This is a genomic window from Rhodanobacter thiooxydans LCS2, assembly GCF_000264375.1.
Lineage (GTDB): Bacteria > Pseudomonadota > Gammaproteobacteria > Xanthomonadales > Rhodanobacteraceae > Rhodanobacter > Rhodanobacter thiooxydans.
Genome location: NZ_AJXW01000043.1, coordinates 265,952 through 291,789 on the forward strand (window position 1 = coordinate 265,952; position 25,838 = coordinate 291,789).

The 25,838-nt window shown below is 65.8% G+C and carries 25 protein-coding genes, 1 tRNA gene and 1 riboswitch; of the genes, 6 read left to right on the forward strand and 20 right to left on the reverse strand.

The features are described 5' to 3' along the window. Nucleotides 1-140: 140 nt before the first annotated feature. Nucleotides 141-227 (forward strand) — tRNA-Leu (locus UUA_RS10110). 128 nt (nucleotides 228-355) lie between these two features. On the opposite strand, the gene UUA_RS10115 is transcribed toward UUA_RS10110, so the two are convergent. Beyond that, complete coding sequence (locus tag UUA_RS10115) at nucleotides 356-1,222, reverse strand: LysR family transcriptional regulator (protein ID WP_008436489.1); 867 nt, start codon at nucleotides 1,220-1,222, stop codon at nucleotides 356-358. Nucleotides 1,223-1,323: 101 nt separating this feature from the next. Here UUA_RS10115 and UUA_RS10120 point away from each other — a divergent pair, with 101 nt between their 5' ends. Continuing rightward, nucleotides 1,324-2,112, forward strand: coding sequence for a nuclear transport factor 2 family protein (locus UUA_RS10120; protein WP_008436490.1), 789 nt, complete (start codon nucleotides 1,324-1,326; stop codon nucleotides 2,110-2,112). A gap of 32 nt (nucleotides 2,113-2,144) precedes the next feature. Here the strand turns inward: UUA_RS10120 and UUA_RS10125 are convergent, their stop codons facing one another. Further along, the gene (locus tag UUA_RS10125; RefSeq protein ID WP_008436491.1) at nucleotides 2,145-2,561 is read right to left on the reverse strand and encodes a VOC family protein; all 417 of its coding nucleotides are present in this window, start codon (nucleotides 2,559-2,561) and stop codon (nucleotides 2,145-2,147) included. 208 nt (nucleotides 2,562-2,769) lie between these two features. Beyond that, nucleotides 2,770-2,870, forward strand: a riboswitch (glycine riboswitch). Between the two features lie 39 nt (nucleotides 2,871-2,909). Between UUA_RS10125 and gcvP the strand changes: the two genes are divergently transcribed. Beyond that, on the forward strand, nucleotides 2,910-5,798 hold the full coding sequence (gene gcvP, locus UUA_RS10130) for an aminomethyl-transferring glycine dehydrogenase (RefSeq protein ID WP_008436492.1): 2,889 nt from the start codon (nucleotides 2,910-2,912) through the stop codon (nucleotides 5,796-5,798). A gap of 87 nt (nucleotides 5,799-5,885) precedes the next feature. Here the strand turns inward: gcvP and UUA_RS10135 are convergent, their stop codons facing one another. From UUA_RS10135 to UUA_RS10155, 5 genes are all read right to left on the reverse strand, one after another. Further along, on the reverse strand, nucleotides 5,886-6,275 hold the full coding sequence (locus tag UUA_RS10135; protein ID WP_008436493.1) for a hypothetical protein: 390 nt from the start codon (nucleotides 6,273-6,275) through the stop codon (nucleotides 5,886-5,888). A gap of 44 nt (nucleotides 6,276-6,319) precedes the next feature. After that, nucleotides 6,320-7,255, reverse strand: coding sequence for a sensor domain-containing diguanylate cyclase (locus UUA_RS10140; protein ID WP_039953774.1), 936 nt, complete (start codon nucleotides 7,253-7,255; stop codon nucleotides 6,320-6,322). 157 nt (nucleotides 7,256-7,412) lie between these two features. After that, nucleotides 7,413-7,685, reverse strand: a complete 273-nt coding sequence (locus UUA_RS10145) for a hypothetical protein (RefSeq protein WP_008436496.1) — start codon at nucleotides 7,683-7,685, stop codon at nucleotides 7,413-7,415. A gap of 180 nt (nucleotides 7,686-7,865) precedes the next feature. Then, entirely contained in the window at nucleotides 7,866-8,612 is a 747-nt protein-coding gene (locus tag UUA_RS10150) for an anti-sigma factor family protein (protein ID WP_008436497.1), read from the reverse strand. Then, nucleotides 8,609-9,100 carry an RNA polymerase sigma factor gene (locus UUA_RS10155; protein ID WP_008436499.1) on the reverse strand — a complete coding sequence of 164 codons (492 nt, stop codon included), beginning with the start codon at nucleotides 9,098-9,100 and terminating at the stop codon, nucleotides 8,609-8,611. Before UUA_RS10155 ends, UUA_RS10150 begins: the two co-directional genes overlap by 4 nt. A 121-nt stretch (nucleotides 9,101-9,221) precedes the next feature. Between UUA_RS10155 and UUA_RS10160 the strand changes: the two genes are divergently transcribed. Both UUA_RS10160 and UUA_RS10165 read left to right on the forward strand, forming a co-directional pair. Continuing rightward, entirely contained in the window at nucleotides 9,222-10,469 is a 1,248-nt protein-coding gene (locus tag UUA_RS10160; RefSeq protein WP_008436508.1) for a S8 family serine peptidase, read from the forward strand. Between the two features lie 107 nt (nucleotides 10,470-10,576). After that, nucleotides 10,577-11,617 carry a prolipoprotein diacylglyceryl transferase gene (locus UUA_RS10165; RefSeq protein WP_008436514.1) on the forward strand — a complete coding sequence of 347 codons (1,041 nt, stop codon included), beginning with the start codon at nucleotides 10,577-10,579 and terminating at the stop codon, nucleotides 11,615-11,617. A 71-nt stretch (nucleotides 11,618-11,688) separates the two neighbouring features. Here UUA_RS10165 and UUA_RS10170 read toward each other — a convergent pair whose 3' ends face one another. From UUA_RS10170 to UUA_RS10230, 13 genes are all read right to left on the reverse strand, one after another. Beyond that, nucleotides 11,689-14,799, reverse strand: a complete 3,111-nt coding sequence (locus UUA_RS10170; RefSeq protein ID WP_008436515.1) for a type I restriction endonuclease subunit R — start codon at nucleotides 14,797-14,799, stop codon at nucleotides 11,689-11,691. Beyond that, entirely contained in the window at nucleotides 14,796-15,230 is a 435-nt protein-coding gene (locus UUA_RS10175) for a hypothetical protein (RefSeq protein WP_008436516.1), read from the reverse strand. The genes UUA_RS10170 and UUA_RS10175 overlap by 4 nt, the downstream gene beginning before the upstream one ends. Then, nucleotides 15,193-15,801 carry a nucleotidyltransferase domain-containing protein gene (locus tag UUA_RS10180; protein ID WP_235605870.1) on the reverse strand — a complete coding sequence of 203 codons (609 nt, stop codon included), beginning with the start codon at nucleotides 15,799-15,801 and terminating at the stop codon, nucleotides 15,193-15,195. The genes UUA_RS10175 and UUA_RS10180 overlap by 38 nt, the downstream gene beginning before the upstream one ends. A gap of 121 nt (nucleotides 15,802-15,922) precedes the next feature. Next, on the reverse strand, nucleotides 15,923-16,852 hold the full coding sequence (locus UUA_RS10185) for a DUF5655 domain-containing protein (protein WP_008436528.1): 930 nt from the start codon (nucleotides 16,850-16,852) through the stop codon (nucleotides 15,923-15,925). A gap of 58 nt (nucleotides 16,853-16,910) precedes the next feature. Beyond that, a complete protein-coding gene (locus tag UUA_RS18545) occupies nucleotides 16,911-17,366 on the reverse strand; it encodes a hypothetical protein (protein ID WP_008436529.1) in 456 nt (151 codons plus the stop codon). Then, a complete protein-coding gene (locus UUA_RS18550; RefSeq protein WP_081491530.1) occupies nucleotides 17,363-18,703 on the reverse strand; it encodes a restriction endonuclease subunit S in 1,341 nt (446 codons plus the stop codon). The genes UUA_RS18545 and UUA_RS18550 overlap by 4 nt, the downstream gene beginning before the upstream one ends. Nucleotides 18,704-18,839: 136 nt before the next feature. After that, nucleotides 18,840-19,214, reverse strand: a complete 375-nt coding sequence (locus UUA_RS10200; protein ID WP_008436531.1) for a GIY-YIG nuclease family protein — start codon at nucleotides 19,212-19,214, stop codon at nucleotides 18,840-18,842. Between the two features lie 93 nt (nucleotides 19,215-19,307). Further along, the gene (locus tag UUA_RS10205) at nucleotides 19,308-21,143 is read right to left on the reverse strand and encodes a type I restriction-modification system subunit M (RefSeq protein WP_008436532.1); all 1,836 of its coding nucleotides are present in this window, start codon (nucleotides 21,141-21,143) and stop codon (nucleotides 19,308-19,310) included. A gap of 162 nt (nucleotides 21,144-21,305) precedes the next feature. Beyond that, a complete protein-coding gene (locus tag UUA_RS10210; protein ID WP_008436533.1) occupies nucleotides 21,306-21,650 on the reverse strand; it encodes a type II toxin-antitoxin system PemK/MazF family toxin in 345 nt (114 codons plus the stop codon). Continuing rightward, complete coding sequence (locus tag UUA_RS10215) at nucleotides 21,647-21,898, reverse strand: AbrB/MazE/SpoVT family DNA-binding domain-containing protein (protein WP_008436534.1); 252 nt, start codon at nucleotides 21,896-21,898, stop codon at nucleotides 21,647-21,649. The genes UUA_RS10210 and UUA_RS10215 overlap by 4 nt, the downstream gene beginning before the upstream one ends. Nucleotides 21,899-21,992: 94 nt before the next feature. After that, the gene (locus UUA_RS10220; protein WP_008436535.1) at nucleotides 21,993-22,619 is read right to left on the reverse strand and encodes an HD domain-containing protein; all 627 of its coding nucleotides are present in this window, start codon (nucleotides 22,617-22,619) and stop codon (nucleotides 21,993-21,995) included. A 188-nt stretch (nucleotides 22,620-22,807) separates the two neighbouring features. Next, nucleotides 22,808-23,881 carry an alanine racemase gene (gene alr / locus UUA_RS10225; RefSeq protein WP_008436536.1) on the reverse strand — a complete coding sequence of 358 codons (1,074 nt, stop codon included), beginning with the start codon at nucleotides 23,879-23,881 and terminating at the stop codon, nucleotides 22,808-22,810. Next, nucleotides 23,881-25,161: a D-amino acid dehydrogenase gene (locus UUA_RS10230; protein WP_008436538.1), complete on the reverse strand. Its 1,281-nt coding sequence runs from the start codon at nucleotides 25,159-25,161 to the stop codon at nucleotides 23,881-23,883. The genes alr and UUA_RS10230 overlap by 1 nt, the downstream gene beginning before the upstream one ends. Before the next feature lie 145 nt (nucleotides 25,162-25,306). On the opposite strand from UUA_RS10230, the gene UUA_RS10235 reads away from it, so the two are divergent. After that, nucleotides 25,307-25,804, forward strand: coding sequence for a winged helix-turn-helix transcriptional regulator (locus tag UUA_RS10235; protein ID WP_008436539.1), 498 nt, complete (start codon nucleotides 25,307-25,309; stop codon nucleotides 25,802-25,804). Nucleotides 25,805-25,838: the final 34 nt, after the last annotated feature.

The following is a 25,838-nucleotide window of genomic DNA, read 5'->3' on the forward strand; positions in this document are numbered from 1 at the left end:
TCTGGTCACTCAAGGTCCTTGTGATGTTTGCGCCGCGGAGAATGCCACGTCGCAGCGAATGGATGTGAAAAGTGTTGACAAGCCGCCGGCAGATGCCTAAATTACGCGGCTCACGCAGCTCACCGAGCGGCGTGACACCTGCCCAGGTGGCGGAATTGGTAGACGCACTAGCTTCAGGTGCTAGCGGGGGCAACTCCGTGGAGGTTCGAGTCCTCTCCTGGGCACCAATTGTAAACGAAGGCCGCCTCTCAAGGCGGCTTTCGTCTTTTCAGGGTTCAGGAAAAGACGAAAGCAACGCGCCGATCTTCTCGTCGCCAGCCGATGATCGACGCGCTACTCTCGCGCACAAGCACGTTTAGTCCGCACGGGTCGCATCGCGAACGCCGCGTATCAACCCGGTCACATGCGGATCGGGCTTACCCGAAGCACTCCACACCGTGTACACGTCGTTGGGACATTTTCTGACGGTCTGCCGAGTCTCGATATCCTTGACGTGCGTAGGGCCGAGACAGGAGCTAGGCACGATCGCCACCCCATGGCCGGCCGCGACCCAGCGCACCACCTCCTCCATCTCTTCCATGTGCGCCACGCTGCGATAAGGCGGCGGCGGCCGATCGAAGCAGCGCTGATACCAGCGGGCGATGAGGTAGTCGCATTCCTCATAGGTCACGAACGCGCTTTCGTCCCACGGCGCCGGCGCGCGCGAGCGGACATGGCCCCGCGCGCGGATCATCACGTATTCCTCGCGATGGACTGCCCGATAGGCAAGCCCGGCCATGACCGGCTTGAAATGGACGAAGCCCAGGTTCACCGCGCCTCCCAGCAGGCGATGAAAAACATCGATGGCCACAGGAAAACTGAGCTCGACCTGCACACCCTCGGCGGCGAGCGCCAGCAGATGTGGCACCAGGATGTTGCGCCCGAACACGCTGACCGCCGCGATACGCAACCGCAGTGCGTCCGGCTGCGCCTGCTGGAGTTCGGCCCGCAGCTGACGGTACTCGGAGAAATGCCGGTCGCAGAAATCGCGCATGCGCCGCCCGGCCGGCGTCAGCACCAGGCGTCGGCCCTGGCGCTCGAACAGGGCGACCCCGAGCGACTGCTCCAGTTGCCCCAGCTGATAACTCAGCGTGGATTGACTGAGATGCAACGCCATCGCGGCGGCGGACATGGTCTGCGCCTGGCAGATGGCGTGGAATACGCGCAAATAGCGGTCGTCCATCGTTGCCTCTTATCGAATTTTTCGAAATGAATGTAACAAATATTGAATTGGACCCGATGTCGTGGAGACCGCATGCTTTTGCCACCCACTGGAGAACGTCCATGTTCAAGCTGCTCGCCCTCCTGGCTATTACCTTGATCCGGCCCCTCGATGCCACGGCCGCCGACATCTCTCATATCCGGGCGATGGCCGCCACGTATGTGCAAGCGCTAGAAAGCGCCCGGCCGGAACCGCTGAAGCAGGTCTTCCACGGCTCGGCGAACCTGTTCTGGGTGGACGCCAACGGGCGACTGCAATCACGGACCCAGCCGGAATGGCGCCACGCCATCGAGCAGCAGGGAGCACAGCACGCCTTCTCGCGCGCCATCGAGGACCTGCAGGTGGATCACGACGTGGCCATGGTCAAGCTGCGCAGCGACCTCCCCGACCGTGTCTTTACCGATTACCTGCTGCTCTTGCACGCGGAAGGTCGCTGGCGCGTCGTCAACAAGACTTTTTCGATCGCCATGAAGGGCGACCATCCGCCGGCCACTCCAGCGAACGACCTCTCCGAGATCTGCACCGTACTGCAACGCAAGATCGACGCCAGCGTCGACAGCGACGGCGGACTGTTGACCATCACCCATCATCCGCGTGCGGTCTATTACACCCTGGTCGACGGGCAGATGAGCGCCAACTCCATCGCCGAAGCCATCGGCCGCTACGAGGCGCGACGCCCAACCCACCCCAAGGGGCCGAACTGGCGCATCGCGTCGGTGGACCAGGCTGGCACCGCGGCTATGGCGAAACTCGATGCCACGCTGGGCGAGGCGCGCTACGTCGATTTCATCAACTTGCTGAAGATCGACGGACGCTGGCAGATCATCAGCGCGGTCTGGGCTGATGGCTGAGGCGGGAAGTGGCGGGAATCAGGCGCACGGTGTCACTGCGCGGCCGACGCTGGCGGCCCCTTCAGCTCGATCATGTTGCCCTTCGGATCGTACAGGTAGATCGACGGACCCTCGCCTCTCGCGCCGTAGCGCGAACCCAGCTCGCCGATACGCACGCCGTGCGCCTTCAGGTGCGCCAGGATCGCCGCCTCGTCGTAGTCCTCCACGCGCAGGCACAGGTGATCCATGTTGTGGCCTTCCCTGCCCGGCGCGGTGCCGCCATGGCGGCCAAGCTTGCCGTCGACAGCTACCAGGTCGATCAGCGAGGCGCCGGCGCGCAGCTGCACCAGGCCGATCTCGTCCTGCCGGCGCTCCTCGCGGCAGCCGAGCACGTCGCAGTAGAAGCGTTGCATGGCCGCGATGTCGATGGCGCGCAGCACCACGTGGTCGATCTCGCCGATACGGATCATGGAAGCTCCGGTGAGCCGGGGAAAGGGGCGTCCGAGCATAACGCGGGAGCGTTCCTGAACCACACCCCGGCAAGCCACTACACGCGCTGCTCGCCCTGTATAATCGCCGCGGTAAACGCATGGTGGGAGAAGCAGGCGGCCCCAGACCGGGGATGTCCGCTGCCGAAGGCGCAACGCCCGTAATCGCTCAGGCCCCATACCATCCTGCGGCAAACACTCTGGAGAGACCGGTTGAATCCGGCGCCGAAGGGGCACGAAGCGCAGCCATCGCGTTTCCAAACTCTCAGGCAAAAGGACAGAGGGGCGCCCCGCGTGCGGCACGGCACGCGAGCCTTCGGATGCCCACCCATGAGCCACAACCCCACTTCCCTGCGCGACCTCGAACACCACGGCGCGTTCATCGAGCGCCACATCGGCCCGGACGACGCCGAAATTGCGCAGATGCTGTATGTGATCGGCCACGATTCGCTGGAGTCGATGACCGACGCGATCGTTCCCGGCGCGATCAAGTCCGCTGCGCCGCTGGCGTTGGCGCCGGCCATGACCGAGGTGGACGCGCTGGCCCGGATCCGCACCATCGCGGACAAGAACCAGGTGTTCAGGAGCTTCATCGGTCAGGGCTACTACGGCACCCTCACGCCGAACGTCATCCTGCGCAACATCCTGGAGAATCCGGCCTGGTATACCGCCTACACGCCGTACCAGGCGGAAATCTCGCAGGGCCGCATGGAGGCGCTGATCAACTTCCAGACCATGTGCGCCGACCTCACCGGCATGGAGATCGCCAACGCCTCGCTGCTGGACGAAGCGACCGCGGCGGCCGAGGCGATGACCCTGGCCAAGCGCTCGTGCAAGTCGAAGTCGAACGTGTTCTTCGTGTCCAGCGGCGTGCACCCGCAGACGCTGGAAGTGGTGCGCACGCGTGCCGAGCCGCTGGGCATCGAGCTGGTGGTTGGCGCCGACGCCGACGCGGCCGGCACCGAGGCGTTCGGCGTGCTGCTGCAGTACCCGGATACCTTCGGCGGCATCAACGACTACCAGGCCATCGCTGACGCCGTGCATGCGCGTGGCGGTCTGGTCGCGGTGGCCACCGACCTGCTCGCGCTGACCCTGATCGCCGCGCCCGGCGAGTGGGGCGCCGACATCGTGGTGGGCAACTCGCAGCGCTTCGGCGTGCCGTTCGGCTTCGGCGGCCCGCACGCCGCATTCATGGCCTGCCGCGATGCGTACAAGCGCTCGATGCCGGGCCGCCTGATCGGCGTGTCGATCGACACCGAAGGCAAGCCCGCCTACCGCCTGACCCTGCAGACACGCGAGCAGCACATCCGCCGCGAGAAGGCCACCTCCAACATCTGCACCGCGCAGGTGCTGCTGGCGGTGATGGCCTCGATGTACGCGGTCTACCACGGCCCGAAGGGGCTGACCCGCATCGCCCGTCGCACGCACCGCCTCGCCGCGATCCTCGCCGCCGCGTTGCGCCAGGCCGGCGTCGCCGTGGGCAAGGAGTTCTTCGACACCCTGCACGTCACCGGCGTGGATGCCGCCGCGCTGCACGCCAAAGCCGCCGCAGCACGCATCAACCTGCGCCGCATCGATGGCGGGAGCGTCGGCGTCAGCCTCGACGAGAGCACCACGCGCGCCGACGTGATCGCGCTGGCCGCCTTGTTCGGCGGCAACATCGCAGACATCGATGCGCTGGACGCCGCCACCGCCGATGCCCTGCCTGCCGCCCTGGCGCGCAAGAGCGCGTTCCTCACCCACCCGGTGTTCAACACGCACCACAGCGAGCACGAGCTGCTGCGCTACATGCGCGCGCTGGCCGACAAGGATCTGGCGATGGATCGCACGATGATCCCGCTGGGCTCGTGCACCATGAAGCTCAACGCCACCGCCGAGATGATCCCGATCACCTGGCCGGAATTCGCCAACATCCACCCTCTGGCCCCGGCTGCACAGGCGCAGGGCTACAAGGAACTGATCGACGGCCTGGAGGCGATGCTGGTCGAGTGCACCGGCTACGACGCGGTCAGCCTGCAGCCGAACTCCGGCGCGCAGGGCGAGTACACCGGGCTGCTGGCGATCCGCTCGTATCACCGCTCGCGCGGCGACGCGCATCGCGACATCTGCCTGATCCCCGAATCCGCCCACGGCACCAACCCGGCCTCTGCCCACCTGTGCGGCATGACCGTGGTGGTGACCAGGTGCGACGCCAACGGCAACGTCGACGTCGAGGACATCCGCCACGCTGCGGAGAAATACTCCGACCGCCTCGCCGCGCTGATGATCACCTACCCGTCCACGCACGGCGTGTTCGAGGAAGACATCGTGGCGATCTGCGACATCGTCCACCAGCACGGCGGCCAGGTGTATACCGACGGCGCCAACATGAATGCGCTGGTCGGCGTGGCCAAGCCGGGCAAGTGGGGCTCGGACGTGTCGCACCTGAACCTGCACAAGACGTTCTGCATCCCGCACGGCGGCGGCGGCCCGGGCGTGGGGCCGTGCGCGGTGAAGTCGCACCTGGCGCCGTTCCTGCCCAAGGCCTTCGGTGCGGACGGCGTGCGCACGCACGGCAGCGGCAGCAACGCGATGGTGAGTGCGGCCAGCTTCGGCAGCGCGTCGATCCTGCCGATCTCGTGGATGTACATCGCGATGATGGGCGCGGAAGGCCTGCGCAAGGCCACCCAGGTTGCCCTGCTCAACGCGAACTACATCGCCAAGCGGCTGGCACCGCACTACCCCACCCTGTACACCGGCCGCAACGGGCTGGTGGCGCACGAGTGCATCCTCGACCTGCGCCCGCTCAAGGACGCCACCGGTATCGGCGCCGAGGACGTGGCGAAGCGGCTGATCGACTTCGGCTTCCACGCGCCCACGCTGAGCTTCCCGGTCTCCGGCACGCTGATGGTGGAACCGACCGAGAGCGAATCGCAGGTCGAGTTGGACCGCTTCATCGACGCGATGATCCAGATCCGCGACGAGATCCGCGCGATCGAGGAAGGCAAGCTGGAGCGCGAGGACAACCCGCTGAAGAACGCCCCGCACACCGCCACCATGGTCAGCGGCAGCGAGTGGACCCATGCCTACCCGCGCGAACTGGCGGTGTTCCCGCTGGCCAGCCTCAAGCTGCAGAAGTACTGGCCGCCGGTGGCCCGCGTCGACAACGTCTACGGCGACAAGCACATCCAGTGCGCCTGCATTCCGGTGGATGCGTACAAGGAAGAAGCCGAGGCTTGATCGGCCGCGCCGCTTCGCCCAGGCAGGACACAGGAAGGCCCCGCACGCGGGGCCTTCCTGTGTCGGGGGCGATGCCGGCGCAGGGCGTCAATCTCCAGGCGACATGCTCATCTCGAACGACGTGTAGAACGGCGCGCGCGGCGGGGCGAACAGCGAGAGCGTGCCCAGCTGCTGCTCGAAGCAGACGGCAAAGTCGGAGCTGCCCTCGCGCCACGTCGCGGCCACCTTGCCGGCCGCATCCAGTTCCACCACGACGACAAACGGCGGCATGCCCGCCGGCCCCACGCCCCCTGCGCAGGCCGGGACGATCCGCTCGATCACCGCCTTCTGCGAGGCGAGCAGCGCCGCCGACTGCGCTTTCGACACGGAGGCCTCGTCGCGATCGGCCAGCGCCTTGGCATCGGCGTAGGACTGGGTTGCGGCAAAAACCGGTAGCGCCGAAACGGCCAGCGCTGCGAAAAGAATGATCCTGCCCATGCTGTTCTCCATCGGGATGCGTTCGCCGGCTGCGGGCGCCAGGGCTAACCAGCCATGATGCGGTTGCGGCCGAGTTGCTTGGCTTGATACAGCCGCTTGTCCACCGCGTCGATGAATGCCCGCGCTTCATCGCCGTGGCCCGGGATCATGCTGCCCACGCCGAGGCTGATCGTCAGCACGGGAAGCGGGGACGACGCATGCGGGATCTGCTCGGCCAGGATCAGTTCGCGGCAGCGTTCGGCGAGCTTGGCGGCAGCCGCCGCGTCGGTCTCCGGAAGCACCAGCACAAACTCCTCGCCGCCGAAACGCGCCAGCAGGTCGCGTGCACGCGTGGCTGCCGAACTGAGTAACCGTGCCACCCGCCTGAGGCAGGCGTCGCCCTCCAGGTGGCCGTAGCGGTCGTTGTACTGCTTGAAGTAGTCGATATCGATCATCAGCAACGACAGCGGCTGCCGGTTGCGCCGCGCGTTACTCCACTCGAGCTCGATGATCGCGTCGAAGCGCCGCCGGTTGGCCACACCGGTCAGGCCATCGCGGAAGGAAAGTTCCTCCATCTCCTTCTGCAGGCTGACCAGCTGCTGCTCAGTGCGCTTGCGTTCGCTGATGTCGAACATGAAGCCGATCAGTGAATCGACCGTGCCGTCGGGCCGACGCACCACGTGCACCACGTCGCGGATCCAGACGTAGTGGCCGTCGTGGGTCAGCGCGCGGTAGTCGGCCTCGTGATCCACCCCCGCCTGCGACTGCGCCACGCAGAAATCCACCACCCAGTCGCGGTCTTCCGGATGCATGCGGCTGGCCCAGTCGCCCACGCTTTCCCAGCTCGACGGCGCCCAGCCCAGCAGCGCCTCGATCTGCGGCCCGATGTAGGCGAACTGCTTGCTGTCCCAGTCGATCTTCCACGGGATCGCCCGGGTCGATTCCAGCAGCGTCCGGTAGACGGCACCATTGGCCTCCACCCTGCTTTCAACATCCACCATCTCGCCGCCCCCGGAAGTTCGTGCCCACCCCTGGCCTGAGGCACATATATATCAGGCCAGCGACGCGCCAGCACACCGCACCACCGCCCATCGCGCCGCGGCCCGACCGGCCCGCGCCAGGCAGTCCGTGCCGGTGCCAGCGACGCTCCGCGGTCGCCTATGCCCCGGGCTCGGGTTCGGGCTGCATCCTCGCCAGCTGCTCGTCCAGATCGTTGATCACCGTCTCCAGTGCCTCGTGCAGTTGCGCCTGGCGGTCCATCAGGTCGGCCAGCTTGTCCGCCTGCTTCAGCCTGGACAGTTCACCGTCGAACAGCAGCCACGCGGCGGTCAGCGTTTCCACGTTGTTCTTCGAGTAGTGCCGCATCTCCTTGAGCTGCGCCACCGTGTCGGCAAGCTGATCGATCGGCTTCTTCGCATTTTCATCGGACACGGGTAGTTCCTCCTGGCAGGTGGAAACGGCCACGCGATGTCCGACGCCACCGGCTGTCGCAGCACAGCGCCCGGCACAGACCGTTGCCCCGACGGTAGCGACGCGCCTGCGAAGCGCAGGTCAACTTCCCGCTCAGGGCCCGTTGCCCCCGCGGCGGCGGCAATGCCCGCTGCCGCACATCTAGCGCCAGCCGGCATCGCGCGCGGCGCGCTCTTGCCGTGCGTCGAACACGTTGCCACGCAGGCGGGCATCGACCGCGGCCTGCACCGCGGGCGGCATGCTGCTCGCCGCCTGGCGCAATTCGCCGCCTTCCGGCGCGGCCGCCGTACCGAGCACCGGCAGCTCCCAGCCCGCATCGCCATGGCAGGCAAGGCCGGCTCGGGCCGGCGCAGGGTGCAGCACGAAGGTTCGGCAGATATGCCCGTCGTTGCTGCGGAAGCTCAGGCCAATCGACACCATGGCTTTCGCGTCCGGTTCGCTCACCAGTGCATGATCGAGCGCGCGCTCCAGCGCGCCCGCGGCAAACGACTGGTCGCCCTGCATGCGCACCAGCTCACCGCCGGGTCGCCACCACCACAGGGTCACCGCGAGCAGCGCCACCGATGCGGCCAGCGCCGCGCCCGGCACGAACCAGCGGCGCGGTGCACGGCGGCGCGTGGTGTCCGTGCGTGTGCCCACGGGCACCACCAGCGGCGTGACCGGCATTGCAACCGGCGGCTGCAGCAAGGCGGACAGCCGCTCCGGCACTGGTTCGTCGAGTACCGGATCGAACGCGGCGCGCAGTTGCGCGCGCACGGCACGCGCCTGCCGCACGCGGCGGGCGAGCACGTCATCGTGCGTCAGTGCGGCATCGACGCGCGCGGCGTCGGACGCGTCGAGTTCGCCATCCACGTAAGCCTGCAAGGTGTCGTCGTCGATCGGATTCATGCGTCTTTCCCAAGATGGGCCTGCAAGGTGGCGCGGGCGCGAGCCAGGCGACTGGTGACGGTGCCCACCGGCACCTCCAGCAACTCGGCGGCCTCGCCGTACGACATGCCCTCAACCAGCACCAGGGCCACCACTTCGAGATGGTCCGGCGGCAACGCCGCCAACGCCATCGCCAGTTCCAGCTGCTGCGCGGGTTGTGCGCTGGCGCGGTCGGCAGCCATCTCCCCGGCTTCCTCGGGCGCGAACAAATGTTGTGTCCTGCCGCGCGCACGCAGTTCGTCCCGCCAGGCGTTGCGCGCGATCGCAAACACCCATTTGTCCAGCGCGGCGTCCGGCCGCCACTGCGCGGCACGAGCCAGCGCGCGTTCCAGCACGATCTGCACCAGGTCGTCGGCGTCGGCGACCTGGCCCGCCAGCGCCCGCGCCAGACGGCGCAGGCGCGGCAGCAGCGGGATCAGTCCTTCGCGCACGGCGTCGCTCGAATTCACGCATCACCTTCCACTACGACCGAACAGGGGGATTCCTTCCCTCGCCCGCATCGGCGCAGTTCGAGGGCGTAAAGCGGGCCCATGCTAGCATCCGGCCCCGTTGCTCCCGAGGCCCCCGGCCATGCCATTGCACCGCCCGCCCGCCATGCTCGTCCCGTTGCTGGCTATCGCGCTGGCCGTGGCCGGCGCGACGCCGGCACGGGCACAGATACTCGGACCGGTGCAGGGCCTGCCCAACCTGCAGGTGCCCGGCACGAACCTTCCCCCTGTCGTTCCCGCGTCGCCCTTGCGCAGCGTCGACGACCTGCTGCGCGGGCCACTGGCCATCACGCGCAAGTTGCAGATCGAGACACTGCTGCGCAGGGAACCTCGGCGCGTCGACGTCGACCCCCACGGCGCACCGGTCCTGCGTGGCGAATTCCTCGCCATGGGCTTGTCGGCGGCGCAACGCGATGCGGTGCAGGCACTGGGTTTCGCAGTGGTTCGCGAAGCATCGGCGGACGCGACGCTGGGGCTGGACTTCGTGGTCCTGCACGACACCCGCGGACGCAGCACGGCCAGGGCGCTGCACGCGCTGCAGCAGGCCGTGCCGGACGCGGCATTCACTTACCAGCATCTCTACCTGCCCGCCGGCCAAGAAGACGTGGCCGGCGCGACGAGCGCAGCGGCACCGGCGTCCGGCGCACCGGTGCAGCGCGTAGGGCTGATCGATGGTGGGGTCGACCCGGCCGACCCTGCGCTGGCACGCGCGCGCATCGAGCGGCACGGCTGCAAGACGGCGAACCCGTCGCGGCACGGCACCGCGGTCGCCGCTCGCCTCGTTGCCGGCGACCCGGACACGCTGTATGCCGCCGACCTGTGGTGCGGCGACGCGGTCGGCGGCGCCACCTCGAATCTCGTTGACGCGCTCGCCTGGATGGCGCGCGAGCACGTGGCGGTGGTCAACATCAGCCTGGTCGGCCCCGACAACCCGGTGCTCGCGCGCGCGGTGCAGGCAATGATCGCGCGCGGCCACGTACTGGTCAGCGCGGTCGGCAACGATGGACCGGCGGCACCGCCACTGTTTCCCGCTGCATACCCGGGCGTGATCGGCGTCAGCGGCGTCGACGCGCACGACCGCGTCTTACCCGAAGCCGGCAGCGGCGACCAGGTGGATTTCTGCGCATCCGGCGTGGCCGGCAACGGCCGCAACGCGCTGCGCGGCACCTCGTTCGCAGCGCCGATCGTGGCGCGAAAGGCCGCGCACCTGCTGGGCGCGCCCGAGGCGGATGCCGCAGCGCAGACGCAGCAGCAACTGGCCGGCGAAGCCCGCCATCTGGGCGCATCGAACCGCGACCCGCGCTGCGGCTATGGCTTGCTGTCGCCCTGAAGCTGAACACCGACCAACTGCAGTCGGCCGACACGGAAGGATCTTCCGCGCGCAAACGTAAAGGACCCTGGAAGCCGCGGATCGGCCGCTGGCAGGAGGTCCACCCCATGCGCAATACAACTCTCCGCAACAAGACCCTCAATGGCGCCCTGCTCGCCAGCGCCCTTGCCCTGGCCTCGATGACTCCGCTGCACGCCCAGATCCTGGGTGGCGGCGGACTCGGCGGCGGCATTACCGGCGGCCTGCAAGGCCCTGTCAACGCGACCATGGGCCAGGTCGGTGGCCAGATCGGCGGCCAGCTCGACGGTTCGGCCCGCGGCATGGGCCGTCTCTCTCCCGACATCAACACGCGGGCCGCCGAACGGCGCGCGGAGCGTCTGCGCCAGCGTGCCGCCCGCGCCGCCGCCACCGCGACGGACACCGCCACCCAGGCCACCCGCCAGGTGAATGGCCGCGCCGCCGCTGACGCCGCTGGCAATCTGGCCGGCGCGGCTGGCGCCAACGCCGGCAACGGCGCGCTGGATGGCACGCTGAACGGCGCAGCGCAACTGGATTCGTCCGCAAGCGGCGCCCTCGACACCGCCGCCACGCGCGACGCCGTGAGCGGCGCCGCGGACCAGGCCGCGAATCGGGCACGTTCGGCCGTCTCGACGGCTGAACGCAGCAGCCGCAACGCGGCGAACCGCGCGCAGAATGCCGCAGGCCAGGCGACGGCGAACGCCGAAGGCGAAGCCGCGGGTTCGGCCAACACCGCCATGAGTACGGCGCAGCAGGCGTCAGCCTCCGGCGCGCAGTCCGCCAAGGGCGCCGGTTCGCTCGGCACGGCTGCCGCCGGCAACGCGTCGCAGGCCACCTCGGCTGATTCGGGCACTTCATCGGGCAGCGAAACCGCTTCGAAGCCGGGGCTGCTGTCGGACGCTTCCGGCGCCGCGCGCAGCGCCGGGGACAAGTCGGTCGACGTGTCCGGCTCGGGCGCAACCCAGGGCAACACCAACGCCAAGGCCGATTCGACCCATGGCAACGGCTCCGCCAACGCCAGCGGCCAGGCCAGCGGTCAGGCCAGTGCCCACGGTTCGGCGCGCAGCGGCGTTTCCACCTCGGCACAGGCCGACGGCAACGCCAGTGCCAGCGCGAACGCGCAGCACTGAGCTGGCAACGGCGTAAAAACGAAGGAGCCCCGCTTGCGGGGCTCCTTTCATCTACCAGACCAGACGATCAGCTATGGCGCGGTCGTCCCACTCTGCGACTTGGCCCGCAACGCTTCGTACAGTTGCGCCGGTCCCAGCAAAATATCCTTCAGCCCGGCGCGCACGCGCTCGGAACCCAGCGCCTGCGTACTCATGCTCGAATGTGCTTCCAGCGCATCCATGATCGCGTGCATCAGCGCATCCTTCAGGTCGGGCGAGTTGGCGAACTGTTCCTTGCTGTTGTTGCCGGCCTGCTGTACCAGCGTTTCGTTTTCCAGCAGCTTGCCCTTGAGCACGCCGTTGACGTAGACCAGTTGGTCGTCGTCGGTCAGTTGCCCCTCGAACAGGCCATTGACCTTCTCGATGATCTCGGCCAGATACGCCTGCTGCTTTTCCTGTACCGAGCCGCTGCCCACGGCGTCCATTGGCGGTAGCTTGTAGCCACCGTCGCCGTTGAGGCTGAGCGGCTGACGGCCAGCGCTGCGCAAGGTGTGATGCGTCAGCAGCACCCTGGACAGATCTACCGTGTCGCGTTCGCGGCCAAACTCAAGGAGCGGGATCAGCCGTTTGTAGAAGATGAAGCGCTTTTCGATATCGGTGTTGCCGTAGTCGAACACTTGCGACAGGAACGCGTAAAGGCGCACGTAAGCACCCATGTCGTTCTTGAACAGCAGCAAGGTATCCAGCACGTCCTTGCCGGCTTTAGCCACCTTGTCGTCGCCGTCTGCCAGTGCAGTAGCTCGCGCCTGTTGTGCCGCCTTGTAGCGCTTGAGCAAACGATCGGCAACAGGGGCAATGGCGCTGCTCAACTGCGCCTGCGTGCCGCGTGGATCGGTCTCGACCTTGGCCACCCGATCCACCTCGAAATCGTCGTAGTGGCCACTCGCATCGAGTTTGGCCCGCAGGTCGAACACCAGGTGCGGATCGGTGGTGGCCTCCAGTTCGGCCGTGGCGTAATAGGCCTTGAACGCCTTGAGAATCTCCGCCGCTTCGTTGACGAAGTCGAGGATATAGGTGGTGTCCTTGCCCGGGTACGCGCGATTCAACCGCGACAACGTCTGCACCGCCTGGATGCCGCCCAGGATCTTGTCCACGTACATGCCGCACAACAGTGGTTGATCGAAGCCAGTCTGGAACTTGTTGGCGACCAGCAGCAGGTGATAACCGGGATCGGCGAAGGCGTCGCGAATGTCGCGACCCTTGAGGCCCGGGTTCAGATCCGCACTGGTCTCCATGACCGGCGCCGGGAAACTCTCCGGGTCGTTCACCTCGCCCGAGAACGCCACCAGTACGCCAAGGGCGTAGTTCTGCCGCTGGATGTAGCCACGGATCGCCTTCTGCCAGCGCACGGCCTCCTTGCGGCTGCCGACCACCACCATCGCCTTGGCCTTGCCGCCCAGCAGCGGCTGCACGTTCTCGCGGTAATGCTCCACCACGATCTGCACCTTCTGCGCGATGTTGTACGGGTGCAGGCGTACCCACTGCATGATCCCCTTCATCGCCGCGCTGCGTTCCACCTGCGACTGGTCGTACTCCCTGCCCTCGTGGGCCAGCTTGAACGCGAGCTGGTATGGCGTGTAGTTCTTCAGCACGTCGAGGATGAAATCCTCCTCGATCGCCTGGCGCATCGAATACACATGAAACGGTTGCGGCAAGCCGTCCGCGCCGGGGCGGCCGAACAGCTCCAGCGTCTTCTGCTTCGGCGTGGCGGTGAACGCCACGTAGGTCGGGCCCTTGCTGCCGCCCGCACGCGCGGCCATGCCGGCGGCCAGCAGCGTCTCGGTATCGATCTCGCCGCCGTCTTCCAGCTCCGCTCGTTCCTCGGCGCTGAGCAACTGCTTGAGCTTGGCCGCTGCCTCACCGGTCTGCGAGCTGTGCGCCTCGTCGGCGATCACTGCAAAGCGCTTGCCCTCGGTCGCGGCCAGTTCCTGCACCGCCTGCAACGCGAACGGAAAAGTCTGGATGGTGCAGACGATGATCTTCTTGCCGTCCTTCAGCGCCTGTCCCAGCTGCGCGCTCTTGCTGCCGTGCTCGCTGGTGATGGTTTCCACCACGCCGGTGGTGCGCTCGAAGTCGAAGATCGCCTCCTGCAACTGTGCATCCAGCACGTTGCGGTCGGACACCACCAGCACGCTGTCGAACAGCTTCCGGTTTTCCGCGTCGTGCAGGTCGGCCAGGAAATGTGCGCTCCAGGCAATCGAATTCGTCTTGCCCGAGCCGGCCGAGTGCTGGATCAGATAACGCTGGCCGGCGCCCTGCGCCAGCACGTCGGCGACCAGCTTGCGAGTGGCGTCGAGCTGGTGGTAACGCGGGAAAATCACGCCCGCCAGTTTCTTCTTGTCGTCGCGCTTGCCGATCAGGTAGCGACCCAGGATCTCCAGCCAGCTGTCGCGCGCCCACACTTCTTCCCACAGATACGCGGCGGCGAAGCCATCGGGATTCGGCGCATTGCCCGCCGCGCCGTGGTTGCCCCGGTTGAACGGCAGGAAGCGCGTCGTCGGCCCGGCCAGACGCGTGGTCATCATCACCTCGGCCTGGCTCACCGCGAAATGCACCAGGGCGCCACCGGGAAAACCGAGTATCGGTTCGGCCAGGCCGCCCTTCGGCTGCGGGTGCCGGTCGAAGCGGTACTGGTCCACCGCATCGCCCACGCTCTGGGTGAAGTCGGATTTCAGCTCCGCCGTGGCCACCGCGATGCCGTTGACGAACAGCACCAGGTCCAGCGCATCGTGCGGCTGGTTCGGCGAATGGCGCACCTGCCGAACCACGCGCAAGCGGTTCGCCGCATAGCGCTGCTGGATCACCGGATTGATCGCCAGAGCCGGCTTGAACTGCACCAGCGACAGTGGCTCCTTCAAGCCCAGCATCTCCACGCCCCGGCGCAACACCTCCAGCGTGCCGCGCTCGTCGAGGTTCTTGCGCACGCGCTCGGCGATGCGCTCGGCCGCCGCAGGGCCGTGGGTCTTGCCCAGCCGCTGCCAGCTGTCCGGCTGGGTCGCCTCGATCCACGCCAGCAGGTCGGGCAGATACAACGCGTGCCTGCGGTCGTAGTTCGCCGCATCGCCTTCGGCGTACAGCCAGCCGTGGGTGGCGAGGTGTTCGCAGATCTCACGTTCGAAGTGATGTTCCTGGTGAAGATTCATGCGTCACCCAGCAAGTCGGGATGGTGATCGCGCAGCCATCGCTTGGTATGCGACAACAGTTTGCCCGCTTCGTCCAGGCACGAAGCCAGCGTGGCCCCGGAGATCGGATCGCCTTCGTAATCACTGAGGTTGCGCTGCTTGCGCAAGGCATCCAGCACGATGACCGTCTGCACCGGCACCCCCATGCTCAGGGTCAGGCACTGGATCGCGGTTTGATGATGGCCGGGCTGGCTAGTCGCCGTACGATAACCGCTGGCCCACAGGCCGAGCATCGCGCACTGCATCAGGCACTTGTACGCCGCATCGAAACGGTTGTCGGTGCTGATCGCCGTAACGCTTGCATCGTCCAGATTGCGCCGCGCCGCCAGCAGCAATTTCTGCAAGGCCGCCGCATCAGGCGTGTGGGCCAGCAGGCGCTTGATCGCCAGCAAGTTTTGCAAGGTCATCCTTATCCCCCATCAAGAAAACACCGGGCTGGTCCGACAACTGTCGTACAAAGCCATCGTTACCCGCTGCCCGTCGCGCGAACTCCGCCGCGTCGTACAACACTGGATTGATCTCGCGCTGCAACGACTGCTGCGCCGGGTACAACGCCTGCACCAGTTCGGCAAAGCCCACCTTCCCCACCACCAGCAGGTCGATGTCGCTGCCCGCCGACTGCGTGCCGCGGGCCATCGAACCGAACACCATGGCCAGCTGGATCTTCTTCGCCAGCGGCTCCAGCGCCGCGCGCAACTCCGGCACCATGCCGTGGGTCTTGCGAAACATCGCCGCAAGCTCGGCAAACAGGGGGCAACCCGCATCCGCCTGATAACGCACCTGATTGCCCTGCTCGCTGCGCAGCACCAGGCCGCCTTCAGTCAGCTTGTCCAGCTCGCGCCCCAGCGTGCCGGCATGGCTGCCGGTCAGACGAGCCAACTCGCGCAGGTGGAAACTCGAGTCAGGGTTGAGCAGCAACTGCGCCAGCACCCGCTGGCGGGTGGCCGGGAACAATTGATCCATCAAGGTCGAAGTGTTGCTCATAGGGCAACGAATGTAGCCTTTTAGGCAACATTTTTGCAACTAAGGCCGAAACTGCGTTGACGCCACATCTTTCAGCAGCTTTCGTTCAATAGTCATGTCATCAGTTCTCACTGTAACTACGATCCAGCAACGGCAGCGCGCGCTGAAGGTCTGCGGGCCCACGCAGACACAGCTCCAGATCACCCGTTCCCCAGGTGCCGATGTTGCGCACATCGCGGCTGAATCCGTCTTCCAGCGCAACGGTATCCGGGTCGAGCTTCAGCATCACCAGCAGCTTGTCCTTGTACGGGATCACGCAGGCGAAGTTCTTCAGCCGGCGAAAAGCGACATACAGCTTCAAATGCTTTTCATGCACGTCGTCACCCAGCGCCAGCAGGTAGCCGGCCAGGGTCGCGTAAAGCTCCTTGATGACGGGTTGCGCCTGGCTGAGCTGTTCTTCGGCCGTCTTGTCCTTGCCGACGGGTTTGGCCTTCACCGTCGTCGCCGGAATGCCGGCATCAGCCTTGGCCGCGGTGGCATCATCCACGCTGACGCTGTTGACCAGGTCGAGCAGCAACAGGTCGTCGCCGAACAGCTTGTAGCGGATCAGCTCGATGTTGCGCGGGATCTGCTGCACCGCGTGCTGGTCGTAGCGGGTGAAGTCGGCGGCGATGCACAACAGGCGCGTGCCGGACCAGTCGACCTGCTCGGCCACGCCCTTGCCCAGCTTCTCCATCACCAGCCACTGGAATTCGGCGCGGTGGTCCATCAGCCAGTCCAGGTAGAACAGCCCCTGGTTGATCACGTTCTCGTTGGTGTGCCGCTTGTACTCGATGATCACCGGGCAACCGTTCTCGTCCAGCCCCAACGAGTCGATGCGGCCCTTGTGCGTCTTGCCGGTGGCGTATTCGGTGGCGAGGAAGCGCACGCCGAGGAAGGTCGGCATCTGCGCTTCGATCATGGATTGGAGATGTTTTTCCACGGCCGCTGCGCGGCCGGAAAGCTCCATCGCATTGACACCGCTCAGGCGGAACAGCTGAATGTCGCTCATTTCTCGTCCCCTGAAATTTCACACACTGCCATTGTCGTCGCAGCCTTTCCTAATGTAGCTAACCAACACCGCTCAACTTGCTCACAGCGTTGACCAGCACGCCGCCCCCAAACTTCAAGACGACCCGACCGACTCTGCGGAGCTGACTCGGTGGCTCCTTCAATTGCGGCAGATATACGTCGCAACCCGTCTTGAAGTGGAAGTGGCGTGCCATGAACCACAACTCGCCGGCAATCGCTTCCTCGTCGTAGCCGGCGCCCTGCAGGCGTACGTAGCGGTCAAGGGCAACGGTAGCGAGCATGTCGCCGCGTGTTTCCTGCTCCCGGCTTGGATCGCCTTGCCACTGCACGCGCACCCAGCCCTGCTCGTCGTCACTATCGGATTCATCGATTGGCAGTATCCGCGTGCCGTCGATCAGCGAGCGAGCGCACCACAGGCCTTCGTGGCGTTCACCGTCGTAGAGCGGCAGCAGATTGGCGAGGAAGCCGACTACCGCCTCGCTTTTTCCGTTCATGCGGCACGCCTCACATCGATCTTGCCGGTGACGGCAGCGGCGATCAGGGCGCTGCGGCGTTCTTTGAGGAGGGCAATGGCGTGTTCTACGCCATAACGTAAGCCATCAAGTTTTTCTGCTTCTTCTTTCAGAAAAGTAGCAATTGCGTCACGCTCGACGCTTGGTGGAACGGGGATCTTTGCGCGCTTTAACTCGAAAATATTGATGCCACGAACTGCGGCGCCGAGGGAGCGCTGTTCAAGCTGGACAAATACTGGCTTTGACTTCATTGCATAAAGCAACCAACCAGTTTGGATACCAGATCTCGGTGAGATTCGGGCAACATCCTGAGTGATATTCGCATCAAGAAGCTCGTCCGGTACCACTTCAGCATCACCGATCGTGCCGCGAATTGAATACACGATATCCATCGGCCGAAGCCGAGCTCTTGCAAATGGAGCCTCAATTTCTACAGTTGTTCGGTTCAACAGATCGACCTTGAGTTTGTGCAGCCTGACGTCGCCGCCCTTCACGATCGGAATTCCTTCCTCAACATCGGGTCCAGGAAGAACAATTCCGTACATGATGGGGCGATTGGGCTCCGTCAAATACATCAAAGGCACTACGTCCCAATGTGCCGGTACCTGCCCCAGCCATGGCACGCCAGACTCTTTCATCGGGGCGTTGGGGTTGAGGCCGCGGGTGACGGCGTGGGAGATGGTGGCCTGGCGCTTTTCGGCCAGCAGGGTCAGCAGCTTTCCCTGCTCGTCAATCAGTGCGTCGATCTTGCCGGTTTCGCGGTTGAGGAAGGCGGCGATGACGGATTGCTCTTCAATCGGTGGAAAAGCCATCGAGAAGTCGCGCACGAAATCATCAGGAACGCGCTTCTGGCCGCCAGCACCATACATAGCGCCCTCCGCTACGTTCCGGAACGTCGGTGACGCGAATAACCATCCCAGATACTCACTGGTCGTTTTTGCAGGTCTCGGTCGGACCACAATCAATTCTGTCGTTCCGAACCCCACACCTCCAAGAAGCCCTCGGATAACGGCACCTTTCCCGTTCTCGAAGCAAGGCGTGATCTTTGCGATCACAACGTCGTCGTCGCGAAAGTAGGTGTAGCCATTCTCGACCTGCGACAGGAGGCGGGTCTCATCCAATCGAATACTGCCGTCATCGCCAATAGCATCCATAGGCAGGAATGACACCTCAGTATCCCGATCGAGGACGGCAACTTCGCGCTTTGAAGGATTCAGCCCAGCAACAAAGCGGACTCGGCTACCGCTCCAATGCGAAGGTGCTTCAAGCTGCCACGGCGATTCAGTCTCTTTGTACTCCGCATACTTAGGCAAGCTCATGGCACGCACCGCGAAGAGCCAAGCCCATGGATTCCCGCTTTCGCGGGAATGACGGCGGCGGGGGCGGGAACGACGGCGGTGGGAGCGGGAATGACGGCGGCCAGCGCTGGGGTGACGGGAGCTGATGCGGGGAGATTCATGGTGTCCCCCGCTCGTCATTCCCGCGAAGGCGGGAATCCAGCGCTTCGGCGCGGACAACATCTGCGCTTGGAGCGTCCACGATTTCCGCCCACAGATCGCGCCACTCGGGATTGGCTGCTTCGATCAATCTCAGTTTCCAGACTCGGTTCCATTTCTTCAGGGATTTCTCCCGAGTGATGGCGCTTTCCATGGTGGCGTGCTGCTCGTACCAGACCAACATCTTGACGTTGTGTTTTTCGGTGAATCCTTCGACAACACCTTCGCGGTGCTGCCAGACGCGCTGGACCAGATTGGAGGTGACGCCGATGTACAGCGTGCCGTTGCGCTGGCTGGCCAGGATGTAGACGGCGGGCTGGAGTTCACGCTTCATGGGGGGCTTTCTGGATTCCCGCCTTCGCGGGAATGACGGTGTGAGTGGTGGCGCTGACGACCGGCAGAAGGAGGATGGGGTTGGAGACAAAACTCATTCCGCCAACTCCCCCAGCATCGCCATGATCCGCTCCGACACCGCCTTCAACTCCTCGTCGATTTCCTGCAGCTCACGCGGCGGCTCGAACACATAGAAGTGCCGGTTGAACGGAATCTCGTAGCCGACCTTGCTTTTGGCTTCGTCGATCCACGCACCCGGCACGTGTGGCAGCACCTCGCGTTCGAAGTAGGCCTGGATGTCTTCGCCCAGCGGTACGTTCTCGGTGTCGCGCAGGCTGCTGTCGGCTTGCGGCAGGCCTTTCTGCTTGCCTTTCTGGCCCAGCACAACCCTGCCCTGTTCGTCGCGCAGCGGACGCTCGACGGTGATGGTGGTGTAGCCGAAATCCTGGTTCTTGAAGACGCGCGCCAGCGGCGCGACTTTCACCTTGCCGCCGGGTGGCGGCGCGGGAGCGAACTCGGCGGCGGCGATGACCTGGCGGCCGGTTTCCCTGCCGTCGGCGGCGAACACGGTGGCCAGTTCGGCTTCGGCGAATTCGCCGAACAGGCGGGTGATGGTGGCGATGTGCTCGTCGCTCATTTCCTTGCGCTTGCTGCCCAGGCTCTTGCGCATTTTCTGCCAGAAGCTGCCGGCGTCGATCAGCTGCACGTAGCCCTTGCGGTCGTCGGGCTTCTTGTTGGAGATGATCCACACGTAGGTGGCGATGCCGGTGTTGTAGAACATGTCGGTGGGCAGGCCGATGATGGCTTCCATCAGGTCATTCTCCAGCACGTAGCGGCGGATCTCGCTTTCGCCACTCCCTGCCCCGCCGGTGAACAGTGGCGAGCCGTTGAGCACGATGCCGAAGCGGCTGCCGCCGTCGACGGCCGGGCGCATCTTGGAGACCAGGTGCAGCAGGAACAGCATGGAGCCATCGGACACGCGCGGCAGGCCGGGGCCGAAGCGGCCATCGAAGCCTTTCTGTTCGTGCTCGCTGCGCACGACTTTCTCGACCTTCTTCCACTCCACGCCGAACGGCGGGTTGGACAGCATGTAGTCGAACTTGCGCCCGGCGTGGCCATCCTCGCTGAGCGTGTTGCCGGCGATGATGTTGCTCACGTCCTGGCCGCGGATCAGCATGTCGGCCTTGCAGATAGCGTAGGACTCGTCGTTCAACTCCTGCCCGAACAGGGTGAGCCGCGCGTCGGGGTTGTGTTGCAGCAGGTGCTCGGCGGCCACCGAAAGCATGCCGCCAGTGCCGGCTGTCGGATCGTAGATGGTGCGCACGGCATGGCCGGCGCCGAGCGCCTCGTCGTCCTCGATGAAGATCAGGTTGACCATCAGTCGGATCACTTCGCGCGGGGTGAAGTGCTCGCCGGCGGTTTCGTTGGACAGCTCGGCGAACTTGCGGATCAGCTCCTCGAACACCAGGCCCATCTGCGCGTTGTCGACTTCATCCGGGTGCAGGTTGAAGTTGGCGAACTTCTCGGTGACCAGGTACAGCAGGTCGGCCTTGGCCAGCCGCTCGACCTGCGCATGGAAATCGAAACGCTCGAAGATGTCGCGCGCCGCCGGCGAGAAGCCCTGGATGTAGCTGTAGAGGTTCTGGCGGATGTGGTCCTGGTCGCCCAGCAACGTGGGCAGATCCAGCGGCGAGGTGTTGTAGAACGACTGTTTCGCCTTGCGCAACAGGAACGGGTCGGGGTTGAGGCCAGCTTTGGTCTTGGCTTCGCACTCGGCCAGCACGGCTTTCTTGGTCGGCTCCAGCACGCAATCCAGCCGCCGCAGCACGGTGAACGGCAGGATCACGCGGCCGTATTCGGATTGCTTGTAGTCACCACGCAGCAGGTCGGCGACGGACCAGATGAGGGCGGAGAGCGAGGATTGGTTCATGCGAATACCGGAATCGTGTCAGTGCCGATCAGCAACACGGCGAAATGGCGGAAGGGTGAGCAGCAAGGGGAACCGCCATGTCGCACCAGAATGGAGGGGATACATGGCCGTTAGCCATGCGAATGTGCCCGGGTCGCTCGATACCACTGCCGGGCCGCCCCCTCATTCCAGGATCGACCGCACCGCGTCCAGGGCTTCCTCGACCAGCGCTGCCGGAGCCTTCTCGATCTTCCGGTAGGTGCGTGCGCGGGCATCCACGGTGCGGGTCTGGTCGCACAGGACGATGCCCTGCATCGCAGTGCCGGAACCCATCAGTGTCACGCTGAATCCGGTTTCGCGCGAGGCGGTGCCCCCCTGCGTGATCGGCGCCACCAGCAGCAGGCCGGACGCCTTGTTGAAGGCATCCGCCGAGAGCACCAGCACCGGACGCGAGCCGCGAATTTCGCGGCCCTGGACGGGATCGAGGCTCAGTTCAAGGATATCGCCGCGCGCAGGCAGTCGGCTCACAGCAATTCGCGCCCGACCGCACCATCATGCAACGACGCCGCGTCGCGCTGCCACGCCGCCGGCGATTTGGGGCTGACCGCCAGACGATCGGCCAGGCTGCGCCGGGCCGGCGTCACCGACAATGTCCGACCTTCCACCGCCAGTTCCACCACCGAACCGGCTTCGACAGCGAGGGTCTGGGCGATCGACTTGGGAATGGAAAGGATGATCGAGCCGCCGGACTGGCGGAGGGTCGCAGCGCAGGACATGGGCACATACCTCGGTAAAAAGTTTTACTTCAGTAAAATACTAGCCACTCCAACCAGCAGCCGCAAGCGATGGTGCGTCAGCCGATGGCGGCCATCAACCAGCCAGCACCTTGCGTTCCCCTGCCCCGGACAGCTCGTGCATCCAGTCCACCGTGCTGTCGAGCACCCTGGCCGCCTTGACGCCGCGTGCCGAGAAGATTTCCGCCAGCGCCTGGTAGTAGCCGAGCGTGCCGTCGCGGCCGCCGGTGAAGCGGTCGAACACGTGGGTGCCGGTTTCGGGGTCTTCGAGGTCCTGCACGATGGCGCGGGCGTTGTGCAGTTTGTCGCAGGCGGAAACCAGCAAGGTCGCGTCCGGTGCCTGGCGCAGATGTGCGAGGTAGGCGAGCTTGCGTTCGATCCAGTTGCGGCGTTTGGCCTCATGGTCCGTGTGGCTGGCCTTGCCTTCGGCGGTGCCGTCGGTGCAGTCCATGACGATGTTGGCGACGGCGTCGCCGAACTGCGCGCGGATCGTTGTTTCGTGCGCAGCACCGCCATCTTCGATGGTGTCGTGCAGCAGGCCGGCGATGGCCTGGTCTTCGCTACCGCCGAACTCGATCACGAGGCTGGCCACACCGAGCAGGTGGTAGAGGTACGGGATGTCCGAGCCCTTGCGCACCTGCGTGGCGTGGGCGATGCGGGCGTAGTCGACGGCGCGGCTGAAGCGGTCGGTGAGTGCGGTCATGGCGTTCCCCTGGCTGGTTCCATCGTGATGATGGCGGCGTGGGGTCGCAGGGGGCGAGATCGGGGTTTGAGCGTACCAAAGGTCAAGAGCTTTACCCCCTCACCTGAAGGACTCCCTGCGGTCGCCAGCCTCCCCCTGCGACCGAAGGAAGTCCCTTTAGGGCACGCAGGGGGAGGAGCGGAAGCAGGTCACGCGTCGACGTAGCTGCGCGGCACGCGCTTCAGTCCGCACAGCAGTTGGTAGGCGCTTCCTTCGCTGTGCAGCGCCAGTTCGCTGACCGGTACCCGCCTGCCCCACAGTTCGACCTTGCTGCCGAGGCCGGCGGTGGGGTGGTCGGTGAGGTCGATGGTGAGCATGTCCATCGACACGCGGCCGACCAGTTCGCCGCGTTGGCCGTCGATGGCCACCGGCGTGCCGTTGGGGGCGAATTGCGGGTAGCCGTCGGCATAACCCATGGCGACCACACCGATGCGGCTGGGGCGAGCGGTGACGAAACGGGCGCCGTAGCCGATCGGTTCGCCGGGCGGTAGTTCGCGCACGCCGATCACCTTTGACTCCACCGTCATCACCGGGCGCAGGCGATCGGCAACCGGGTGCGGGCCGGCGAACGGCGTGGCGCCGTACAGCATCAGGCCGGGCCGCGCCCACTCACCCTGCGTGGCAGGCCAGCCGAGCAGGGCCGGGGAATTGCCGAGGCTGGTGGGCAGCTGCAGCTCGTCGCACACCTGGTGGAACAGCGCCTGCTGCTCGGTGGTGCGTTCGCAGTCCAGTTCGTCGGCGCGGGCGAAGTGGGTCATCGCCACCACCTCGCGCACCTGCGGCATGGCCTGCAGGCGCTGCAGGCTGGCGCGGTAGTCCGCTGCGACCAGGCCGAGCCGGTGCATGCCCGAATCGAGCTTCAGCCAGATCGTGAACGGCTTGGTCGGGCGCGCGCGCTCGATCGCGTCGATCTGCCACTCGGCCTGCACCACGAACCACAGGTGGTGGGCGTCGATCAGCGCCAGCTCGTCGGCCTCGAAGAAACCTTCCAGCAGCAGGATCGGCGCGCGGATGCCGGCTTCGCGCAGTTCCAGCGCCTCCTCAATGCAGGCCACGCCAAAGCCGTCGGCCTCCGCCTCCAGCGCCTGCGCGCAGCGCACGGCGCCATGACCGTAGGCGTCGGCCTTGACCACGGCCAGCGCCTTGCGCCCGCCCAGCTCGCGTGCCAGGCGGTAGTTGTGGCGCAAGGCGGCCAGGTCGATCAGGGCACGGGCCGGGCGCATCAGGCGGAAGCTCCCGCAGCCGGGTGGCTGCCGTAGCGCGAGATGTCCAGGCCCTCGGTGCTGATCTGCGGCTTGCGCCCGGCGATCAGGTCGGCCAGATAACGGCCGGAACCGCAGGCCATGGTCCAGCCCAGCGTGCCGTGGCCGGTGTTGAGGTAGAGGTTGTCCAGCCGGGTGGCGCCGACCACCGGCGTGCCATCCGGGGTGGCCGGGCGCAGGCCGGTCCAGAACGTGGAGCGACTCAGATCGCCGCCGTGCGGGTACAGGTCGCCGACCACTTTTTCCAGGGTGGCGCGGCGGCGCGGCGACAGCGACAGGTCGAAGCCGGAGACCTCGGCCATGCCGCCGACGCGGATACGCTGGTCGAAGCGGGTCACCGCCACCTTGTAGGTTTCGTCGAGGATGGTCGAGGTGGGCGCCATCGCCGGGTCGGTGATCGGCAGGGTCAACGAGTAACCCTTCAGCGGGTACACCGGCAGGCGGATGCCCAGCGGTGCCAGCAGTTGCGTGGAGTAGCTGCCCAGCGCCAGCACGTAGCGGTCGGCGCGTTCGAGCTTGCCGTCGATGCGTACGCCGCTGAGGCGGCCGCCGTCGTGCTCGAGCTTTTCCACGGTGGCGCCGAAGCGGAACTCGACGCCCATCTCCTGCGCCCGCGCGGCGAGCAGGCGGGTGAACAGCTCGCAGTCGCCGGTCTGGTCGTTCGGCAGGCGCAGTGCGCCGCTGAGCTGGTCAACCACCCCGGCCAGCGCCGGCTCCACCCGCACGATGCCGGCGCGGTCGAGCAGCTCGTACGGCACGCCGTACTGCTTGAGCACGGCGATGTCCTTGGCCGCGTCGTCCAGTTGCGCCTGGGTGCGGAACAACTGCACGGTGCCGAGCTGGCGGCCTTCGTAATCCAGCCCGGTCTCGGCGCGCAATTCGTCCATGCAGTTGCGGCTGTATTCGGACAGGCGCACCATGCGCGCCTTGTTGATGGCGTAGCGACCCGCGGTGCAGTTGCGCAGCATCTGCAGCAGCCACAGGTACTGCTGCGGATCGAGGCCAGGCCGGATCGCCAGCGGCGCGTGGCGCATGAACAGCCACTTCAGGGCCTTCAGCGGCACGCCGGGGGCGGCCCATGGCGAGGCGTAGCCAGGCGAGATCTGACCTGCATTGGCGAAACTGGTTTCGCGCGCCGGCGCGCTTTCGCGATCCACTACGGTGACCTCGAAGCCGGCGCGCGCCAGGTACCACGCGCTGCACGTTCCGATCACGCCGCTGCCCAGAATCAGTACCCGCATTACGCTCCCCTTCCGACGATGGCCTGCGGTCCGCCCGCAGGAGTGACAGCCAGCGAGTATAGAAACGATCCATCAGGCTTGTCCTCTGTCTTTTACCTTTATCGCAGGTAATATCGCTGCCAAATTGGCAATCCATGGTGGGCATATGGCAACGAAACGGCAGGAATTCGACAAAATCGACCGGAAGATCCTCCGCGTGCTGCAGGACGAAGGACGCATCTCGTTCACCGAGCTGGGCGAGCGGGTCGGCCTGTCCACCACGCCGTGCACCGAGCGCGTGCGTCGGCTGGAACGCGATGGCGTGATCACCGGTTACCACGCGCGGCTCGACCCGCACCTGGTCGGCGCCGGCCTGCTGGTGTTCGTGGAGATCAGTCTGGCCTACAAGTCCGGCGATATCTTCGAGGAATTCCGCAACGCCGCGCTGCGCCTGCCCAACGTGCTGGAATGCCACCTCGTCTCGGGCGCGTTCGACTACCTGATCAAGGCCCGCATCTCGGGCATGGCCTCGTACCGCAAGCTGCTCGGCAACACCCTGCTCACCCTGCCAAACGTGCGCGACTCGAAAAGCTACATCGTGATGGAAGAGATCAAGGAAACGCTGAGCCTGCCGCTGGGCGAGCGCGCGGAGCCAGCGAGATAGAAGCCAGGACTACCCGCGTAGGTTGGGGTGAGCG

Excerpts from the sequence above, each read along its gene's own strand:
- UUA_RS10115 (WP_008436489.1), bottom strand. The coding sequence starts at position 1,222 with ATGGACGACCGCTATTTGCGCGTATTCCACGCCATCTGCCAGGCGCAG.
- UUA_RS10125 (WP_008436491.1), bottom strand. The coding sequence starts at position 2,561 with ATGATCCGTATCGGCGAGATCGACCACGTGGTGCTGCGCGCCATCGAC.
- UUA_RS10200 (WP_008436531.1), bottom strand. The coding sequence starts at position 19,214 with ATGAAGCGTGAACTCCAGCCCGCCGTCTACATCCTGGCCAGCCAGCGC.
- alr (WP_008436536.1), bottom strand. The coding sequence starts at position 23,881 with ATGCGCCCGGCCCGTGCCCTGATCGACCTGGCCGCCTTGCGCCACAAC.
- UUA_RS10150 (WP_008436497.1), bottom strand. The coding sequence starts at position 8,612 with ATGAATCCGATCGACGACGACACCTTGCAGGCTTACGTGGATGGCGAA.
- UUA_RS10160 (WP_008436508.1), top strand. The coding sequence starts at position 9,222 with ATGCCATTGCACCGCCCGCCCGCCATGCTCGTCCCGTTGCTGGCTATC.
- gcvP (WP_008436492.1), top strand. The coding sequence starts at position 2,910 with ATGAGCCACAACCCCACTTCCCTGCGCGACCTCGAACACCACGGCGCG.
- UUA_RS10205 (WP_008436532.1), bottom strand. The coding sequence starts at position 21,143 with ATGAACCAATCCTCGCTCTCCGCCCTCATCTGGTCCGTCGCCGACCTG.
- UUA_RS10170 (WP_008436515.1), bottom strand. The coding sequence starts at position 14,799 with ATGAATCTTCACCAGGAACATCACTTCGAACGTGAGATCTGCGAACAC.
- UUA_RS10165 (WP_008436514.1), top strand. The coding sequence starts at position 10,577 with ATGCGCAATACAACTCTCCGCAACAAGACCCTCAATGGCGCCCTGCTC.
- UUA_RS10135 (WP_008436493.1), bottom strand. The coding sequence starts at position 6,275 with ATGGGCAGGATCATTCTTTTCGCAGCGCTGGCCGTTTCGGCGCTACCG.
- UUA_RS10180 (WP_235605870.1), bottom strand. The coding sequence starts at position 15,801 with ATGGATCAATTGTTCCCGGCCACCCGCCAGCGGGTGCTGGCGCAGTTG.
- UUA_RS10230 (WP_008436538.1), bottom strand. The coding sequence starts at position 25,161 with ATGCGGGTACTGATTCTGGGCAGCGGCGTGATCGGAACGTGCAGCGCG.
- UUA_RS10235 (WP_008436539.1), top strand. The coding sequence starts at position 25,307 with ATGGCAACGAAACGGCAGGAATTCGACAAAATCGACCGGAAGATCCTC.
- UUA_RS10215 (WP_008436534.1), bottom strand. The coding sequence starts at position 21,898 with ATGTCCTGCGCTGCGACCCTCCGCCAGTCCGGCGGCTCGATCATCCTT.
- UUA_RS10220 (WP_008436535.1), bottom strand. The coding sequence starts at position 22,619 with ATGACCGCACTCACCGACCGCTTCAGCCGCGCCGTCGACTACGCCCGC.
- UUA_RS18550 (WP_081491530.1), bottom strand. The coding sequence starts at position 18,703 with ATGAGCTTGCCTAAGTATGCGGAGTACAAAGAGACTGAATCGCCGTGG.
- UUA_RS10185 (WP_008436528.1), bottom strand. The coding sequence starts at position 16,852 with ATGAGCGACATTCAGCTGTTCCGCCTGAGCGGTGTCAATGCGATGGAG.
- UUA_RS10140 (WP_039953774.1), bottom strand. The coding sequence starts at position 7,255 with ATGGTGGATGTTGAAAGCAGGGTGGAGGCCAATGGTGCCGTCTACCGG.
- UUA_RS18545 (WP_008436529.1), bottom strand. The coding sequence starts at position 17,366 with ATGAACGGAAAAAGCGAGGCGGTAGTCGGCTTCCTCGCCAATCTGCTG.
- UUA_RS10120 (WP_008436490.1), top strand. The coding sequence starts at position 1,324 with ATGTTCAAGCTGCTCGCCCTCCTGGCTATTACCTTGATCCGGCCCCTC.